The organism is Rhodococcus sp. DN22, from assembly GCF_036669995.1.
In the GTDB taxonomy this organism is placed as follows: domain Bacteria; phylum Actinomycetota; class Actinomycetes; order Mycobacteriales; family Mycobacteriaceae; genus Rhodococcus_F; species Rhodococcus_F erythropolis.
The window spans coordinates 4,414,010-4,431,199 of record NZ_CP133326.1 but is presented as its reverse complement, the minus strand read 5'-3'; the positions used below and the strand labels follow the sequence as shown (position 1 = coordinate 4,431,199).

The following is a 17,190-nucleotide window of genomic DNA, read 5'->3' as shown; positions in this document are numbered from 1 at the left end:
GGCCCGGCCCTTGTCAAATTACTGAGATCAGTTGGTCGGCAGGAACGCCTCGTCCAAGATCTCCTGCTGCTCCACCGCGTGGACCTTGCTCGATCCCGAAGAGGGAGCGGACATCGGACGACGCGAGATGCGCTTGATACCGGTCAAGGTCTCCGGCAGAAGGTCCGGCAGAGCCAGCCCGAGGAACGGCCACGCACCCTGGTTTGCGGGCTCTTCCTGGACCCAACGGAACTGATCCGCATTCGGGTAACGGTCCAGGGTCTCCTTGAGGCGACGCTTCGGCACGGGGTAGAGCTGCTCCATGCGCACGATGGCGATGTCGTCACGCTCGTCCTTGTGCTTCTTCGCCAGGAGTTCCCAGTACAGCTTGCCGCTGACCAGCAGAACCCGCTTGACCGATTCGCGTGCGCTTTCGCCGCTCTCGTATGCCGGCTCCTCGAAGACCGAACGGAACTTGCCCGTCGTGAAGTCCTCGACGTTGCTGACGGCAGCCTTGTTACGCAGCATCGACTTGGGCGTGAAAACCACCAGCGGACGGCGGATGCCGTCGAGGTGATGGCGACGCAGCAGGTGGAAGTAGCTGGCCGGGGTCGACGGAACCGCAACGGTCATCGAGCCTTCTGCACACAGCTGAAGGAAACGCTCGATGCGACCGGAGGTGTGGTCCGGACCCTGACCCTCGTGACCGTGCGGCAGGAGCAGCACGACGTCGGAGAGCTGACCCCACTTGGCCTCACCCGAAGAGATGAACTCGTCGATGATGGTCTGCGCGCCGTTGACGAAGTCACCGAACTGCGCTTCCCACAGGACCAGAGCGTCGGGGTTACCGACCGAGTAGCCGTACTCGAAGCCCAGACCTGCGTACTCGGTGAGTGCGGAGTCGTAAACCATGAACTTGCCGCCGTTTTCGGCGTCGGCAGCGATCTTGGCGATCGGGCTGTACTCGTTGCCGGTCTTGCGGTCGATGAGGACCGAGTGACGCTGCGTGAACGTTCCTCGCTTGGAGTCCTGACCCGCGAGGCGGATCAAGGCACCCTGCTCGGCCAACGAGCCGAACGCGAGCAATTCTGCGAACGCCCAGTCGACATGTCCCTCACGGGCCATCTCGCGGCGCTTCTCGGCAACCGGCTTGACGCGCGGGTGAACGGTGAAGCCCTCGGGGACGTTGACGAACGCGTCTCCGATGCGCTCGAGAACCTCGGGAGCGACAGCCGTGGTCAGGCGAGCCGGGGGAGTCTGGTCGAGTTCGACGGACTCGGACGGTTCGGGCTGGAACTTTTCGAGTTCACGGACCTCGTTGAAGACCCGTTCGAGCTGGCCCTGGTAGTCGCGAAGTGCGTCTTCGGCTTCCTTGAGCGAGATGTCACCGCGGCCGATAAGGGACTCGGTGTAGCTCTTACGAACGCTGCGCTTGGTGTCGATGACGTCGTACATGGCCGGCTGGGTCATCGACGGGTCGTCGCCCTCGTTGTGACCGCGACGGCGGTAGCAGATGAGGTCGATGACAACGTCCTTGCCGAACTTCTCACGGAAGTCGACGGCCAGCTGAGCAACCCAGACGCAAGCCTCGGGGTCGTCGCCGTTGACGTGGAAGACCGGTGCGGCGATCATCTTCGCGACGTCGGTGCAGTACTCGGACGAGCGTGAATGTTCCGGAGCGGTGGTGAAGCCGACCTGGTTGTTCACGACGATGTGCACGGTGCCACCGGTGCGGTAACCGCGAAGCAGCGAGAGGTTGAGCGTCTCGGCGACAACGCCCTGACCGGCGAATGCAGCGTCACCGTGCAGCATGAGCGGCAGGACGGTGAAGCCTTCTTCACCCTTGTCGAGGATGTCCTGCTTGGCGCGGACCAGGCCTTCGAGAACCGGGTCGACGGCCTCGAGGTGCGACGGGTTTGCGGTCAAGGAGACAGCGATGTCGTTGTCACCGAACATCTGGATGTACGTTCCGCTGGCACCCAAGTGGTACTTCACGTCGCCGGAGCCGTGAGCGGCTGCCGGGTTCATGTTGCCCTCGAACTCCGTGAAGATCTTGGAGTACGGCTTGCCGACGATGTTGGCAAGCACGTTGAGACGGCCACGGTGCGGCATGCCGATGACGACCTCGTCGAGCTGGTGCTCGGCGGCCTGGTCGATCACGGCGTCCATCATCGGGATGACGGCTTCGGCGCCTTCGAGCGAGAAGCGCTTCTGGCCGACGTACTTGGTCTGCAGGAACGTCTCGAAGGCCTCGGCGGCGTTGAGCTTGCTCAGGATGTACTTCTGCTGAGCGACCGAAGGCTTGGCGTGATGGCCCTCGACGCGGTCCTGGATCCACTGACGCTGATCCGTCTCGAGGATGTGCGTGTACTCGACGCCGACGTGGCGGCAGTACGCGTCGCGCAGCACGCTCAACACGTCGCGCAGCTTCATCTTCTCTTGACCGTGGAAGCCGCCGACCTTGAACTCACGGTCCAGATCCCACAGCGTCAGGCCGTGGCTGATGACGTCGAGGTCGGGGTGGCTGTGGAACTTGTCCTTGACGAACTGCAACGGGTCCGTGTCGGCCATGAGGTGGCCGCGGTCACGGTATGCAGCGATCAGTTCGAGAACGCGGGTGTTCTTGTCGACAGCGCCTTCCGGCACGTCCTTGCGCCAACGCACCGGCTCGTACGGGTTGCCGAGCGCGTGGAAGATCTCGTCGTAGAACTCGTCGCTGATCAGCAGGTTGTGGATCGTGCGCAGGAAATCGCCCGACTCGGCACCCTGGATGATGCGGTGATCGTAAGTCGAGGTGAGAGTCATCAACTTGCCGACGCCCATCTCGGCCAGCTTCTCGTCGCTGGCGCCCTGGAACTCGGCGGGGTATTCCATCGCGCCGGCACCGATGATGGCGCCCTGGCCCTTCATCAGGCGAGGAACGGAGTGAACCGTGCCGATACCGCCCGGGTTGGTCAGCGAAATGGTGACGCCGGTGAAGTCTTCGCCGGTGAGCTTGCCTTCACGGGCGCGTCGGACGATGTCCTCGTATGCCGCGTGGAACTGGACAAAGTTCATCGACTCGGTGTTCCGGATGGCGGCAACTACCAGTGAGCGGTTGCCGTCCTTTCCGGGAAGGTCGATCGCGAGTCCGAGATTGGTGTGCTCGGGCGTGACCGCGTTCGGCTTGCCGTCGATTTCGGCGAAGTGCCGGTTCATGTTGGGGAACGCGTTGACTGCCTGGACGATCGCGTAACCCAAGAGGTGGGTGAACGAGATCTTGCCGCCGCGGGTACGCGCGAGGTGGTTGTTGATGACGATGCGGTTGTCGAACATCAGCTTCGCGGGGATGGCACGCACGCTGGTTGCAGTCGGGATCTCGAGCGAGAGCGACATGTTCTTGACGACTGCGGCTGCGGCGCCGCGGAGAACCTTGGTTTCCTCGGCTCCGCCGGCAGGGGCGGGCTTCGCAGTAGCGGCCGCGGGCTTGGCTGCTGCGGGCTGGGCCGGGGCGGCCTTGGCGGCGGGCGCTGCCGTCTTCGCGGGGGCCGGAGCGGCAGCCTTGGCAGCCGGCGCAGGAGGTGCGGTCTTGGGGGCGGGAGGCGTGGCCTTGGGAGCAGCAGGCGGAGCTACAACAGCGGCGGGTGCAGCCGCGTTGCCGTTCGAGGCAGTCCCGTTTCCACCTCCCGTGTTCGCCGAGTCCGGCGAGTAATCGGTCAAGAATTCGTGCCAACTGGGATCCACGGACGACGGATCGTCCTGGAAGCGTTGGTACATCTCGTCAACCAGCCACTGGTTCTGTCCGAATTGGGATGTAGAACTGCTGCTCACGGCAGGTGTTCGCCTCGTTTCTATTTCGGTACCCGATCAGAGCGCCTATATACATGAGATTAGCCCGAGCGTGTGACGAGCAATTGTGCGGCACACAATTTGTGAGCTGTCTCACGGAAGTCCGTGATCTTGCGATCGCGCACTACCTCTCGGCGGTACAAATCCGTGCCGACTGTCACGCGACGGGGTTGCCTTCGATGACAGTTCTCGACGTCAGATTATTCCCCTCACGCGCCTGCGATGCATCCCAGAGTCCCGAGTAGTGACCACCGGCATACCGCAGAACATCGTGCGGGCCGTATTCAACGATACGTCCCCGGTCAACTACGACAACGAGGTCCGCTCGGGCAGCTGTTGCGAGGCGGTGAGCTACGACGACGGAAGTCCGTTTCCGGGTGACCGACCGACTTGCTTCGAGCACCATTCGTTCGGTCGCGGGATCGAGCGTCGCGGTCGCCTCGTCGAGGAGCAGAAGGTCCGGGTCGACGAGTTCGGCACGGGCCAATGCGATCAGTTGGCGTTGGCCCGCCGAGAGCCCCTGGCCGCGCTCGCCGACGGGATGATTCATGCCTCCACGCATGTCGGCTATCGAATTCAGTGCGCCGACGGAACGTGCCGCTTCCTCGATCTCCGCGTGCGACGCCGACGGCCTGCCGTACGCGATGTTGTCGGCGACCGTGCCGGTGAACAGATGGGCTTCTTGTGGGACCACGCCGAGGCGACGTCGGTACTGCGAGAGGTGGAAGTTCCGGATGTCGGTTCCGTCCACGTCGACCGATCCGGACGTCGGGTCGTAGAAGCGGGCGAGCAACTTCACGACCGTCGACTTCCCGGCACCGGTTCGGCCGACCAGAGCGACGGTCGTGCCCGGCGGGATTTGCAGATCGAAATCGGAGAGGGCGTCGACGTCCGCACCCGAGTACCGGAACCCGACCCCGTCGAGATGGACGGCGCCGTCGAGTCGTCCGGAGATCGCGATCAAATCCTCGCTGTCGGCAGTCTCGATCGAACTGCGAGTGCGCAGCAGGTCGCCGATTCGTTGCAATCCGACGTTTGCCTGTTGGTAACCATCGAACACTTGTGAGAGTTGCTGAATCGGTCCGAACAGCAGACCGAGGTAGAGCACGAAAGCGATCAGTACGCCGGGCGAAGTCGATCCGTTGGCGATCTGGTGCGCACCGACGAACACGACCGCGGCCAACGCGAGGTCGGACAGGAACGAAATGAAAGGGAAGTAGATCGAAATGGCTCGCTGCGACCGCATCCGCGATCGGCGGTAGCTCTCGGAGCGTTCTGCGAACCTACGCGCAGCACCTTCTTCGCGGCGGTAGGCCTGAGCCGCTCGCAGACCGGCGATGTTCTCCTGGAAGTCGGCATTGACGAGCGAGATCCGTTCGCGGGACTGGCTGTAGGCAACCGAGGAGATCTTGCGGAAGACCACGGTCGCGACCACGAGCGGTGGGATGACGGCCAGCGCCACCAGGCCGAGCGTCACGTCGGTCGCCAGGAGGGCGATCGAAATTCCGCCGACGGTCAGGACGCTCACGATCGCCGTCGACATACCGGTTTGGATGAACGACGAGAGCGCGTCGACGTCGGTGGTCATACGCGTCATGATGCGGCCGGACAATTCCCGTTCGTAGTAGTCCAGACCCAGGCGCTGCAAGTGTGCATAGCTGCGGACGCGGAGCCCGAACAGCACGCGTTCACCGGCTCGGGCCGTGAGCACCGTCATGACCGCCACGATGACCCAGTCTGCGGCGACCAGGAGCGCGCCGAACGCCGTCGCGATCCAGAGTGTGGTGCTGTCTGCGGTCACGACTCCGTGGTCGATCGCATATCTGACGAGGGAGGGAAATGCGATCGCCGCGGCGGAGTCCAGGGCAAGGCACACGACAACCGCCAGTAGAACCCAGCGGACCGGCCTCAAGATCTGTCGGAGTGAGAACTGTGGATTCGATTCGCGCAGGCTCTCAGGAGCAATTCCGGGGTCTTCGCGTGCGGGTGGGAGAGCGTCGACTGCTGCCCGCAGAGACGGAGTCACCGCGATTCCGCTGAGCGCTCCGGCCATCGGTCCGCCCGCACCCTGCGTCGTAGCGGCTGTGCTGTCGGCTTCGGATTCCGGTGCCTGCGGCCACAACTGCTCGGTTGTCGGCTCGCTGCGGTCACGTCCGAAAGCATCGGAGTCGACGTCGTCGAGTTCGGCCGGTAGTTCCGGCGGCGAGGAGAACAGGGCGCGAAAGAGCGGACATCGCGCTTCCAGTTCGTCCACGGTTCCGGAGTCGATGATCCGTCCGCCGTCGAGAACCGCGACCCGATCTGCCAGCGTCAAGGTGGATCGCCGGTGCGCGAGGATCAGCGTGGTTTGCCGTCGTCTGGCCCGGAACGCGTCGAAGATCGCAGCCTCGGTTGCCGCATCGACCGCGGAGGTGGCGTCGTCGAGGACCAAAATCCGCGGGTCGACGAGGAGGGCTCGGGCAAGCGCGATGCGCTGACGCTGGCCTCCCGACAGCGTCAGACCTCGTTCACCGACAACGGTGTCGTATCCGTCCGGGAGTGCCTCGATGAAGGTGTCTGCCTGTGCCAATGCAGCTGCGGCGCGGATGTCCTCGTCTGAGGCGTCCTCGCGGCCCAGTGCGATGTTGGCGGCGATGGTGTCCGAGAACAGGAAAGGTTCGTCGAAGACCAGGCTGACGGCGGCACGAAGCTGCTCACTGCGCAGTTCGCCGATGGGGAACGTCTCGCCCGCGGTATCGACGGTCACTACACCCGAAGTCGGGGCGTAGAACCGGGGGAGAAGCAAGGACAACGCGGTCTTGCCCGACGCGGCCGGCCCCACGACGGCGACGGTCTCGCCCGGTTCTATGCGGAGGTTCAGCCCGGTCAGGACGTCGCGTTCGGTGTCGAACCCGAATGCGACGTTTTCGAAAGTGACGCCGAGCGGACCGTCGGGCAGGTCCACCGGATGGTCAGGATCGGCGATGTCCGGCTGAGCGTTGATGACGTCGTAGACACGCTCGACAGCGGCGCGCGCAAGCTGCGCCATGACGATGACCGACGACAGAGTTCGGGTGACGCCGGTCATCGTCACGATGTAGGTGGCGAACGCGAGAAACGTTCCCACGGTGATCTTGTCGTGCAGTGCGAGATACCCGCCGAGGGCGATCACTCCCACCTGCCCCAGCTGGGGCAAGGCGGCCATGGTCGGCGCGAATTTCGCGTTCAACCACGCGGCGCGAAGACGCTCCGAATACAGCGTGCGGCTGTGCTTTTCGAGTTGGTCGACGGCTCGTTGTTCCTGCCCGAATCCCTTGACGACGCGCACGCCCGTGACGGTTTCCTCGACATGTTGGGCGAGGTCGGCGGCCCGCTGCTGCGCGGACCATGTTGCGGCGAAGAGCATCGGTCGCATCAGGAACACCACCAGCCCGACTGCGGGGATGACGGCGACAGCGACGAGAGTCAACAGCGGCGAGAGCCACGCCATGATGCCGATCGCGAGCACGAATTGCAGGAGCGCACCCGCGGACATGGGCACCATCGCGAGCAAACCCTGGACGAGTTGTAGATCGGTGATGGACCGGGATACCACCTGGCCTGTGCGGATCTGATCCTGCCCGCGTCCGTCGAGGCGTTGCAGCGAGCCGAGCAGGGCGAGCCGCAAGTCGTGTTGAACATCGAGCGAGAGTCGGCCGGCAAGCATCCGTCGGCCGTACTGGCACGCGAAGCGCACGACCGCGAGCAGCGCGATCGCCAGCGCGACGAACCCGATCACCTTGCCTGGGTTCTCCTGGCTTGCGGCGTCGAGCGCATAGCGGGTCAGAAGAGGAAACGAGATGTCGATCGCCGAAGCGATGACGGTCACCAGAAGCGCGCCGATGGCAACTCTTCGGTGCAACCAGCATGCGTGCGCCAAGCGGCGGATCCAGCCCGGAGCTCGATCGACCTCTCCAGCTACCGGACTGTCCGTGTTGATCGTGTTCATCGAGATCCACGGTAGACCCGGCCCCAGACAGCCTTTTCAGGTGATGTCGCGGGTCCTGGTCCGCAGCCAACCGAGCCCGCAGAACAGAACCACCCAAGCTGCCAGCATCATCGGGCCGCTCGGCCAGGACGCAAACGCGTCGACGTCGATCGACGGGGCCGCATTGATGATCGTGCCGATCGTGGCCGACACCGGAAGCGCGGCCCCGACCCCGCCGAGATCCATCGCGAGCAGCACTGCGCGGACGATCCATTCACCGAAGACGAACCACAGGATGACCGAGAGGGCACCGGCCATCGACGAACCGGTGAGCAGTGCCACCCCGGCGCCGAGCAGTGCCCACAGAGCGCACGCCAGAATGCCTGCGGCGCAGATGGCGAAGAGATCGGTGGTGAAGCTGAAGTCCCGGCCGAAGAGCAACATCGCGCCGATGCTGACTACTTCGACCGCCAACGCGTAGCCGACGGCGAATACCGCGACGACGGCAAGTTTTGCGCCGAGAACTCCGTCACGGCCGCGAGCTGTGAGGAACGTCGTGGTGAGAGTTTTGTAGCCGAATTCGGATCCGGCGGTGAGTGCTCCGAAGACAGCCGCGAACACCAGGACAAGCGTGTTGGAGACACCGAGGCTGACGCCGGTGGACACGACATCGACGTCGAAGGTGGTGTCTGCCGAATCGGCCACGGCTTCGACGAACGTCCTGGTGGAGGCAGCAATCAGCACGGCCACGACGACCGGTGCGATGGCCAGTGCCCACCAGTAGCGCAGGGTGAGAACTTTGAGTGTCTCCGCGCGCACGAGCGTGGTCATCGGTGTCCTCCGGAAGGTCCGTATGCGGCAGGGCCGTAATAGCCCGGTCCGGAACCGGGACCGGGTGGGCGGTGGTATCCGACCTGGGGAACCGCGTACTGCGGTGTTGTCATCGCGAGGAACAGTTGCTCGAGATCTGCGCCTTCGGTTGCGACGCCGAAGATCGTGACACCGGCGGCGGATGCCACCGGTGGGAGCACCGACGTGTCGGTGCCGCCCACGGCGAGCCGTCCGTCCTGCGTGATCTGGGCGTCGATGATTCCGCGAGCGGCCAATGCCGTGGCGAGGAGCGCTGGGTTGGAACACGAGACGAGCAGTCGACTGCGCTGCGAGCGGCGAAGTTCGTCCATGGTCCCTTGGTAGACGAGTGAGCCGGCGCTGACGATGACCACGCTGTCGACGGTCGCTTCCACTTCACGAAGCGCGTGACTCGAGATCAGAACCGTTCGGCCGGAACCGGCGAAGGTCTGCAGGAACTGACGAAGCCACGCCATGCCCTCGGGGTCGAGTCCGTTCGCGGGTTCGTCGAGCACGAGGATCTCGGGATCACCGAGCATCGCGGTGGCAAGGATCAGGCGTTGGCGCATCCCGAGCGAGAAGGTGCCGGTCTTGTGGACTCCGACCGATCTCAGACCGACCATGTCCAGCACCTGCGCCGCGCGCTGAGTCGGCATGCCGATAGCGGCCGCGTAGATCTCGAGGTGTCCGAGCGCCGTTCGTTTCGGTTGGAGACTGCCGACGTCGAGTACTGCGCCGACGGTCCGAGCCGGGTTGGGCAGCAAACGCATCGGGGTGCCGTTGATCGTGGCCGATCCCGACGTCGGTGACACCAGTCCGAGGAGCATCCGCAACGTGGTCGTCTTGCCCGAACCGTTCGGGCCGAGAAACCCGGTGATCGAGCCCGCCTGAACGTCGAAGCTCAGGTCGTTGACCGCGCGCGCCGCCTTGAACGTCTTCGTCAACCCACGAATCTCGATGGGGGCAGAGAAGGATCCCATTGCGGTGTTCGTCAATGCTGCTCCCGGGTCGGCGGCGAATACGTGATGCGAGCCTACGGCCCGGACGGCTATCTGCGGATGGCCCGGCGTGTCTCCGTCTGGGGAAGCACTGCGGCATCGTCGGCAGGCATCACGATCAGGTGGTCGGTCCACCTGGCCGGTGCCGGTCCGAAGGCTTCGCGCGCATTCTTGACGACGCCCTTGCCGATTGCACGGTTGCCCGCACCGCCGATGACCGCACCGATTCCGGCCGGAACGAGCTTGCCGAGGATCAGTGCGCTGCGCTTCGCGGCGTACTTGGTCACGAATTTCCGCACGAGGGTGCTGTTCATTCCCCTCATCGTGGGTCCGGGAATCTTGCTCGTGATTGCCGTTCCCCAGTTCTTGGCTGTGATTCCGGTGGCCTTCTGCACGATCTCCATACCGGATTCGCCGAGGGCGACTGCCAGGACCAGGGCACGTCGTTGCTGGTGATCCTGTACGGAGATTCCATGCACTGACGCAATTGCCAACGTCAGCAGCGCTGACGCCTCGAGGAAGAAAGCCGATTCCGCACCGACGGCAGCGATGGACGCGACCGTTCCGACGCCCGGCACCGCGGCGGTGGCGCCGACGGCACTGCCGCTGCCGGTCACGGCGAGAATGAACATCTTCTCCATCCGCTCGACGATCTGAGCAGGTGACTCGTCGGGGTGGGCCTTACGGACATGGTTGACGTATTTGGCCACTGCGGGCGCTTGCAGGCGGCTTCCGTTGTCGAGAACGGAAACGAGGACCTTCTCGATACGCCCGCTGTCGTTGTTCGTCGACTTGCTCATTGCTGCCCCTCCACAGTTGTCCTCCTCTGAAGCGAGGTGGACCGTATCTCGAGAATAGGTGAAGTTTTCGCTGGCGGCGGTGATCACCGGGGCCATAGGCTCGTACGAGACTCGGTTTTCTTCGTGAGTTTTCCCAGGCAGGAGTTCGAGTGTTATGACCGCCACTTCGGAATCTCGTTCGACGACCATCTGGCCGACGCTGCGCTACCTCGACGCCCGTGCGGCAATCCACTTTCTGGTGAGCACCTTCGGTTTCGTGGAGAAGGCCGTCTACGGAGAGGGAGACGTGGTCGACCACGCCCAACTCGACTGGCCGGGCGGTGGCGGCATCATGTTGGGTTCGCCGCGCACCGATTCTGCGATCGCCGGCCTGCCGCCTGGAATCGGTTCGGTGTACATCGTCGTGGACGACGCGGACGCCGCCGATGCACTCCACGAACGCGCTGTCGCGGCGGGCGCCACGATCACGCAGGGATTGCGCGACGAGGACTACGGTTCGCGGGGGTTCACCTGCCGTGATCCCGAAGGTGTGTACTGGAGTTTCGGCACGTACGCAGGGGAGTAGCCCCCCGCGACCTACCTGGTGGCCCAGTGCTCTGCCGGAACCACTTCCGACGGGATGGGCGGATGAGGTGGTGTGCCGTCCCCGAACGGTCGGCCACCCAACTGTTCGCGTCCGTGCGGTTCGAGCCAGTGTGTCAATTCCGGTCCCTTGGGCACGATTCCGGAGGGATTGATCTCGGAATGCACGATGTAGTAGTGCGCTTTGATCTGTGTGAAGTCGATGGTGTCACCGAATCCGGGGGTTTGGAACAGATCGCGCGCGTAGTCCCACAGCACCGGCATCTCGCTGAGTTTGCTTCTGTTGCACTTGAAGTGGCCGTGATAGACGGGATCGAACCGCGCCAGCGTGGTGAACAGGCGCACATCGGCTTCGGTGATGGTGTCGCCCACCAGGAAACGTTGCCGGGCAAGACGTTCGGTGAGCCAGTCGAGGCGAGCGAACAGCGTGTCGTATGCCTCGTCGTACGCCTGCTGTGAACCGGCGAAACCGCAGCGGTAGACGCCGTTGTTGACGTCGCGAAAAACGTACTCGGCCACTTCGTCGATTTCGTTTCGCAGAGGCTCCGGGTACAGATCCGGTGCGCCTTCGCGGTGGTACTTCTTCCATTGCGTCGAGAAGTCGAGGGTGATCTGTGGGTAGTCGTTCGTGATCACCTTGCCCGTGGCGATCTCCACCATGGCGGGCACCGTGATTCCCCTGGGGTAGTGGGGATCTCGGGCGAAGTATGCGTCCTGCAGTCGCGGGATCTTCAGTACGGGATCGACGCCGCCCGGGTCGAGATCGAAAGTCCAGCTTCGCTTGTCGTGAACCGGACCGCAGATGCCCATCGACAGTACGTCTTCGAGGCCGAGTAGGCGGCGGACGATGATGGCGCGGTTTGCCCACGGGCAGGCACGTGCCACGATCAACCGGTATCGCCCGGGTTCGACGGGGTAACCGTCGCGGCCGTCCTCGGTGATCCGGGTCGGGATGTAGTTGGTGTCGCGTTTGAATTCACGACCCTCTTCGACGAATGTCGGTTCGCTCGCGCCGTCTTCCGTACTCATCTGCGGTCCCTCTCGTTCGAGTGTCAACTGGGCAGGTGCACGTGTACCCGAGCGTATGCCCCCAGAACGTCGAATTTGGCTTTACGTGGAAGCGTCGCGCCGATCGCACTGCCGCGACTTGTGCGTAGCTGCGGGATCAAGCCGGAATCGAGAGCGTCCTCCGCAGCGAGAAGCGTTACTGCGCAGCCGATTCCGTGACGGCGATGCGCTGGAGCAGTCAGGGTCGTAAGATCTGCCACGAATCCCTGAAATTCGGAGTACGCCGCGCATCCGAGCACCTCGGTGGAATCGGTGAGGGCGGTGAACCACCGCGTCCGGTTCCCGAGGTCGGCTGTGGTGCTGTCGTCGGGTGGGCAGAGCGCAGCGACGGCGAGGGCATCGTCGATGTCGTGGGAAATCAGTAGTTGCTCGTCGGGTGGCGCGTCCGTGTAGTCGCCGAGGAAAGCGAGATCGACGGGGCCGGTGATTCGGCCGCCGTGATCGCCGGCGATCTCGAGCAGACGCGCCGGTTGCAGCAGGGCGTCGACGGAGATGTCCTCGGTGCGCTCGATGAACCACTGCGGCCCGACGATCGCACCTGAGCCTGCCAGATCGAGAACGTGGATGTCGTCGCCGACGACGCGGGCCGTGTGTGCCGGCCGAAGTGCCGAGTCGCCGAGGCCCAGTTCACGTGCCCAAGCGAGTCGGATGATGTCGAGGTGATGTTCGTCCACTCGCTACAGGCTAGTCCGATTCGAACGGGTTGATCGAGATGGACAGAGGTCGTATATTCCATGTGGACTATTTCAGGTGGAATAGTCAAGAAATAGTCAATTGCGGCTTGTCAGGGAGGGGGACTCATGGGTGACGTGTCACTGACGCCTCTGGGAATCACCGTTCTGGGCCTGCTGTCCGAGCGTTCGATGCATCCGTACGAGATGTATCAACTGGCCTCGGTTCGCCGGGGCGATCAGTTGGTGAAGATCAAGCCGGGATCGCTCTATCACACGGTTTCCCGGTTGGAGAAGCAGGAACTTCTGGCTTCGATCGGGACCGATCGTGAGGGCAACCGGCCCGAACGGACGACGTACGAGATCACCGCCCGGGGCCGCGAGGCCCTCGAGCATCAACTACGTGAGATGTTGGCGGTTCCGGTGCGGGAGTATCCGCGGTTGCCGCTCGCGCTCGCCGAAATGCACAACCTTTCCGCGTCCACCGCGTGTCAGATGCTTCGAATTCGTCTCGCGCACCTCGACAAGACGATCGCGAAATTCGAGGCCGACTACGAAGCGCTGAAGGCGGCGGAAAAACCACGAATCTTCACGGTGGGCGCGGACTACGCCCACGCACTGACCGTCGCCGAAAGAGAGTGGATCGGCGCGTTGGTGACAGACATCGAGAGCGGCGAAATGCCCTGGCTCTCACAAGAACTTCTCGACCGGCTGGCCGGCTCCGCAGGCTCGTCCGCACTACCTAAGGACTGAAGATGGAAAAGCAGGTCAATCCCTGGCACGCGCTGTGGGCGCTGTGTATCGGGTTCTTCATGATTCTGGTGGACAGCACCATCGTCGCTGTCGCCAACCCTGCGATCATGGAGGACCTCGGCACCGACATCAACAAGGTCGTCTGGGTCACCAGCGCGTACCTGCTGGCGTACGCGGTGCCGCTGCTCGTCACCGGCCGGCTCGGTGACAGGTTCGGACCGAAGAACCTGTACATGATCGGCCTCGTACTGTTCACCGGCGCTTCACTGTGGTGTGGTCTGTCCGGCAGCGTCGAGATGCTCATCGTGGCAAGGGCTTTCCAGGGTCTGGGCGCCGCAATGATGACGCCTCAGACGATGGCCGTCATCACACGCACGTTCGCGCCGAACAAGCGTGGCGCCGCGATGGGCCTGTGGGGCGCGGTTGCCGGTGTTGCGACGCTGGTCGGTCCGCTTGCCGGTGGTGTGTTGGTCGACAATCTCGGCTGGGAATGGATCTTCATCGTCAACGTCCCGGTCGGTGTCATCGCCTTCCTCCTCGCGTGGAAGCTTGTTCCGTCGTTGCCGACCAGCGAGCACAAGTTCGACATCCCCGGCGTGATTCTCAGCGCCGCAGGCATGTTCCTGCTCGTGTTCGGAATCCAGGAAGGCAGTTCGTACGACTGGAACGGATTCGTCTGGAGCCTGATCGGTGCCGGTGTGGTGTTGCTCGCGGTGTTCGTGTTCTACCAGTCGCGCAACAAGAACGAGCCCTTGCTCCCACTCGAACTCTTCAAGGACCGCAACTTCTCGCTCGCCAACGTCGCCATCACCGCGATGGGCTTCGCGATCACGTCGATGGTCCTTCCGCTGATGTTCTACACCCAGGCAGTTCGCGGACTCTCCCCGACGCAGTCGGCGCTCCTCCTCGTTCCGATGGCCGTGCTAACCGGCATCTTTGCGCCGATCATCGGCAAGCTCGTCGACAAGACGCATCCGCGCTACATCGCGGGCACCGGCTTCCTGCTGTTTGCGATCGCCCTGGGCTGGCTCGCACTGGTGATGTCTCCCGACGTCGCGATCTGGGAACTGCTCCTGCCGATCGGCCTGATCGGCTTCGCCAACGCATGCATCTGGTCACCGCTCGCGGCCACCGCCACACACAACCTGCCTCCGATGCAGGCCGGCGCCGGCGCCGGCGTCTACAACACCACCCGGCAGGTGGGTGCGGTTCTCGGCAGTGCCACGATCGGAGCACTGATCACCGCACGATTGGCGGCTCAGGGTCTGACCGGCGGCAGTTCCGAAGCCGGAGTGGGTCACCTACCCGAGTTCGTCCGTGAACCGTTCAGCACGGCGATGTCGGAGTCGATCTGGCTGCCCGCAGGCGTGCTGCTCATCGGCTTCGTCGCTTCGGTGTGCTTCGCTCGGCCTCTGCGCGGCGACGCACACGACGACGCGATGGCCGTCAGTGCCGAAGCGCGTCGGGAAACATCACTGCACGATTGAGATAGTCGCTCGGGTCCAGGGCTCGCTTGATCGCCCACATCGTGGCTATGTCCTCCGCAGAGAGGGCCAGGTCCAGATAGTTGCGTTTGAGCGAGCCCACTCCGTGCTCGGAACTGACGTTTCCGCCGTGATCGCGAACCAGTTCGAGGACGCTGCGGTACACGGTGTCGGCGTTCGGGCAGTTCAGGACGTTGAGGTGGATGTTTCCCTCGGCGACATGTCCGAAGAGGATCGGAATTGCCTCGGGGGCACGACTCGCGATCACCGCCGCGGCGTCCTCGGCGAAGGTGGCAAGCGAGTCCAGCGGCAGCGCCGCGTCGAATTTCAGTGGGGGACCGAACAGTCCGACCACTTCGGCGAAACACTCCCGCGCCGCCCACAAACGCGTCGAGCCGGGATCGTCGACCGCCACTGCCGGGGTCTGCGGTGGGTCGATGCGTTCGAGCAGCTCGGCCAGGTCTTCCAGCGGATCGTGGGCCGCGGACACCTCGGCGAGCAGGTACCACGGTCGCCCCGTCGGCACCGCGGCGTTCAAATGGCGTGCGGCCAATTCGAGTCCACGGCCGTCCACCAACTCCAGTGCGTCGACGCCGTCGAGAGTGCACAACGTGCGCCCCGCGTCCACGACGTCTTGCAGTCGGTCGAAACCGGTCAGCGTCGTGACCCGGTGACTCGGTACCCGTCGTAGTTTCAGATCGACTGCCGTGACCACACCAAGAGTTCCCTCGCTGCCCACCCACAGTGCGGGCAGGTTGTATCCGGAATTGTCGGACAACACTTTCGGTGACCGACGCACCGTGGTCCCGTCGGGGAGCACCACCTCGAGGCCGAGCACCTGTTCGGCCATGTTCCCGTATCGAACCGTGTGCAGCCCACCGGCATTGGTGGAGACCATGCCGCCGATCGTTGCTGTATCCCGTGAAGCTATGTCCACCCCGAATTTCAGGCGGGCGGCGGAGGCCGCCGAATGTACCTGCGCGAGTGTCACTCCCGCACCGACGGTGATCCGACCGGCGGCAACATCGACTTCGCCGATCGCCTCGAGGCGTTCGGTGGAGAGCAGGACGTCGTCGTGCTCGGGCACCGTCCCGGCGACCAGACCGGTTCGCCCGCCCTGAACGGTGACCGGTACGCCGCGCGAGCGGCACACGTTCAGCACTGCCGAGACTTCGGCGGTATTTCCGGGTCGGACCAGAGCACTGGCGCGCCCGCTGTAGCGCCCTGTCTGGTCGGTGGAACGGGTCGCCAATACGTCGGCGTCGTCGACGACGAACCGGTGTCCCACAACGTCCGCGAGTGCATTTCTCAGACCGTCCACCCGACGATCGTAGGCCGGTTCGATGTGGCAGTGTGGCGGCATGACTGCTCCCGAATCGCATCCCACCCGTCTCGAGCGCTTCACCACCGATGGTGGTGCCGAGGTGGCTGTCCTGACGTTCGCGCACGGACCACTCAATCTGTTCGATCAGGCCATGTTCGACGCCGTCATCGCCGATGTTGCAGCGCTGACCGAAAACCCACCGCGCGCTGTGCTTCTGCGCGCCGAGGGCAAGGTCAACTCGGCCGGCGTCGACGTCCATGTGTTCGACGGACTGAACCCGGAGCAGGGAGCGGAATTGTGGCGCGAACTGTTCGCCCAGATCTGCCATCCGCTCGAGGCGTTGCCGTGCCCGGTCATCTACGCGGCGCACGGGCTGACGCTGACTGCTGCCTTCGAGATCTCCTTGGCCTGCGACATCATCCTTGCGGCGCCGAAGGCGAAGTTCGGACTGGTCGAGACAGTGGTCGGTCTGACGCCGTCCATGGGTGGACCGCAGCGTTTGGCCGAGCGCGCCGGTTCCGGACGGGCTCGGGAGTTGGTCATGACCGGCGATCTCTACGACGCCGCAACCCTGCACTCGTGGGGCGTCGTCAATGCCGTTCACGACGATGTCGATGCTGCGGCGCGTGCCCTGGCGGCCCGGTTGGCGGACGGGCCCACGCGAGCCCACGACGCCACCAAGCAGATCGTGGCGGCCTGGCGTTCCGGCGGGATCGCCCACGCGGATTCGGTGACTCCCGGGGTGTCCGGTGCGCTGTTCGCCACCGATGACCTACGCGGCGCTGTCCGCAGTTTCCTCGAGGTCGGACCGGGCAAAGCGGTCTACTCCGGAAAGTAAGTTTGCGACGATTATCGCCAGAGACCTCCACGAACTGTGATCCACGTCATATAGTCGAATGGCCGGTGGG

General features: G+C 64.1%; 12 protein-coding genes. 4 read left to right on the top strand and 8 right to left on the bottom strand.

Features of this window, described 5'->3' with window-relative positions:
• Positions 1-27: 27 nt before the first annotated feature.
• The 5 genes from RA302_RS20005 to RA302_RS19985 form a co-directional block, all read right to left on the bottom strand.
• Entirely contained in the window at positions 28-3,789 is a 3,762-nt protein-coding gene (locus tag RA302_RS20005) for a multifunctional oxoglutarate decarboxylase/oxoglutarate dehydrogenase thiamine pyrophosphate-binding subunit/dihydrolipoyllysine-residue succinyltransferase subunit (protein ID WP_037126710.1), read from the bottom strand.
• A 175-nt stretch (positions 3,790-3,964) separates the two neighbouring features.
• Positions 3,965-7,774, bottom strand: a complete 3,810-nt coding sequence (locus RA302_RS20000) for an ABC transporter ATP-binding protein (RefSeq protein ID WP_030536931.1) — start codon at positions 7,772-7,774, stop codon at positions 3,965-3,967.
• Positions 7,775-7,810: 36 nt separating this feature from the next.
• On the bottom strand, positions 7,811-8,584 hold the full coding sequence (locus RA302_RS19995; RefSeq protein WP_007736136.1) for an ABC transporter permease: 774 nt from the start codon (positions 8,582-8,584) through the stop codon (positions 7,811-7,813).
• Positions 8,581-9,582 carry an ATP-binding cassette domain-containing protein gene (locus tag RA302_RS19990; RefSeq protein ID WP_070161763.1) on the bottom strand — a complete coding sequence of 334 codons (1,002 nt, stop codon included), beginning with the start codon at positions 9,580-9,582 and terminating at the stop codon, positions 8,581-8,583. Before RA302_RS19990 ends, RA302_RS19995 begins: the two co-directional genes overlap by 4 nt.
• Positions 9,583-9,650: 68 nt before the next feature.
• Positions 9,651-10,400 carry a hypothetical protein gene (locus tag RA302_RS19985; RefSeq protein ID WP_003945111.1) on the bottom strand — a complete coding sequence of 250 codons (750 nt, stop codon included), beginning with the start codon at positions 10,398-10,400 and terminating at the stop codon, positions 9,651-9,653.
• A gap of 154 nt (positions 10,401-10,554) precedes the next feature.
• Here RA302_RS19985 and RA302_RS19980 point away from each other — a divergent pair, with 154 nt between their 5' ends.
• Positions 10,555-10,965: a VOC family protein gene (locus tag RA302_RS19980; protein WP_003945129.1), complete on the top strand. Its 411-nt coding sequence runs from the start codon at positions 10,555-10,557 to the stop codon at positions 10,963-10,965.
• 11 nt (positions 10,966-10,976) lie between these two features.
• Here RA302_RS19980 and RA302_RS19975 read toward each other — a convergent pair whose 3' ends face one another.
• Entirely contained in the window at positions 10,977-12,011 is a 1,035-nt protein-coding gene (locus tag RA302_RS19975) for a glutathione S-transferase C-terminal domain-containing protein (protein WP_042450363.1), read from the bottom strand.
• Positions 12,012-12,034: 23 nt separating this feature from the next.
• Complete coding sequence (locus RA302_RS19970; RefSeq protein WP_003945114.1) at positions 12,035-12,724, bottom strand: hypothetical protein; 690 nt, start codon at positions 12,722-12,724, stop codon at positions 12,035-12,037.
• A 126-nt stretch (positions 12,725-12,850) separates the two neighbouring features.
• On the opposite strand from RA302_RS19970, the gene RA302_RS19965 reads away from it, so the two are divergent.
• Together RA302_RS19965 and RA302_RS19960 are read left to right on the top strand one after the other, a co-directional pair.
• On the top strand, positions 12,851-13,474 hold the full coding sequence (locus RA302_RS19965) for a PadR family transcriptional regulator (protein WP_007736146.1): 624 nt from the start codon (positions 12,851-12,853) through the stop codon (positions 13,472-13,474).
• A gap of 2 nt (positions 13,475-13,476) precedes the next feature.
• Entirely contained in the window at positions 13,477-14,961 is a 1,485-nt protein-coding gene (locus RA302_RS19960; RefSeq protein WP_338477700.1) for a DHA2 family efflux MFS transporter permease subunit, read from the top strand.
• Here the strand turns inward: RA302_RS19960 and RA302_RS19955 are convergent.
• A complete protein-coding gene (locus RA302_RS19955; RefSeq protein ID WP_070161765.1) occupies positions 14,921-16,321 on the bottom strand; it encodes an FAD-binding oxidoreductase in 1,401 nt (466 codons plus the stop codon). The genes RA302_RS19960 and RA302_RS19955 overlap by 41 nt on opposite strands.
• Between RA302_RS19955 and RA302_RS19950 the strand changes: the two genes are divergently transcribed.
• Complete coding sequence (locus tag RA302_RS19950) at positions 16,320-17,120, top strand: enoyl-CoA hydratase/isomerase family protein (RefSeq protein ID WP_007736151.1); 801 nt, start codon at positions 16,320-16,322, stop codon at positions 17,118-17,120. The genes RA302_RS19955 and RA302_RS19950 overlap by 2 nt on opposite strands.
• Positions 17,121-17,190 lie beyond the last annotated feature (70 nt).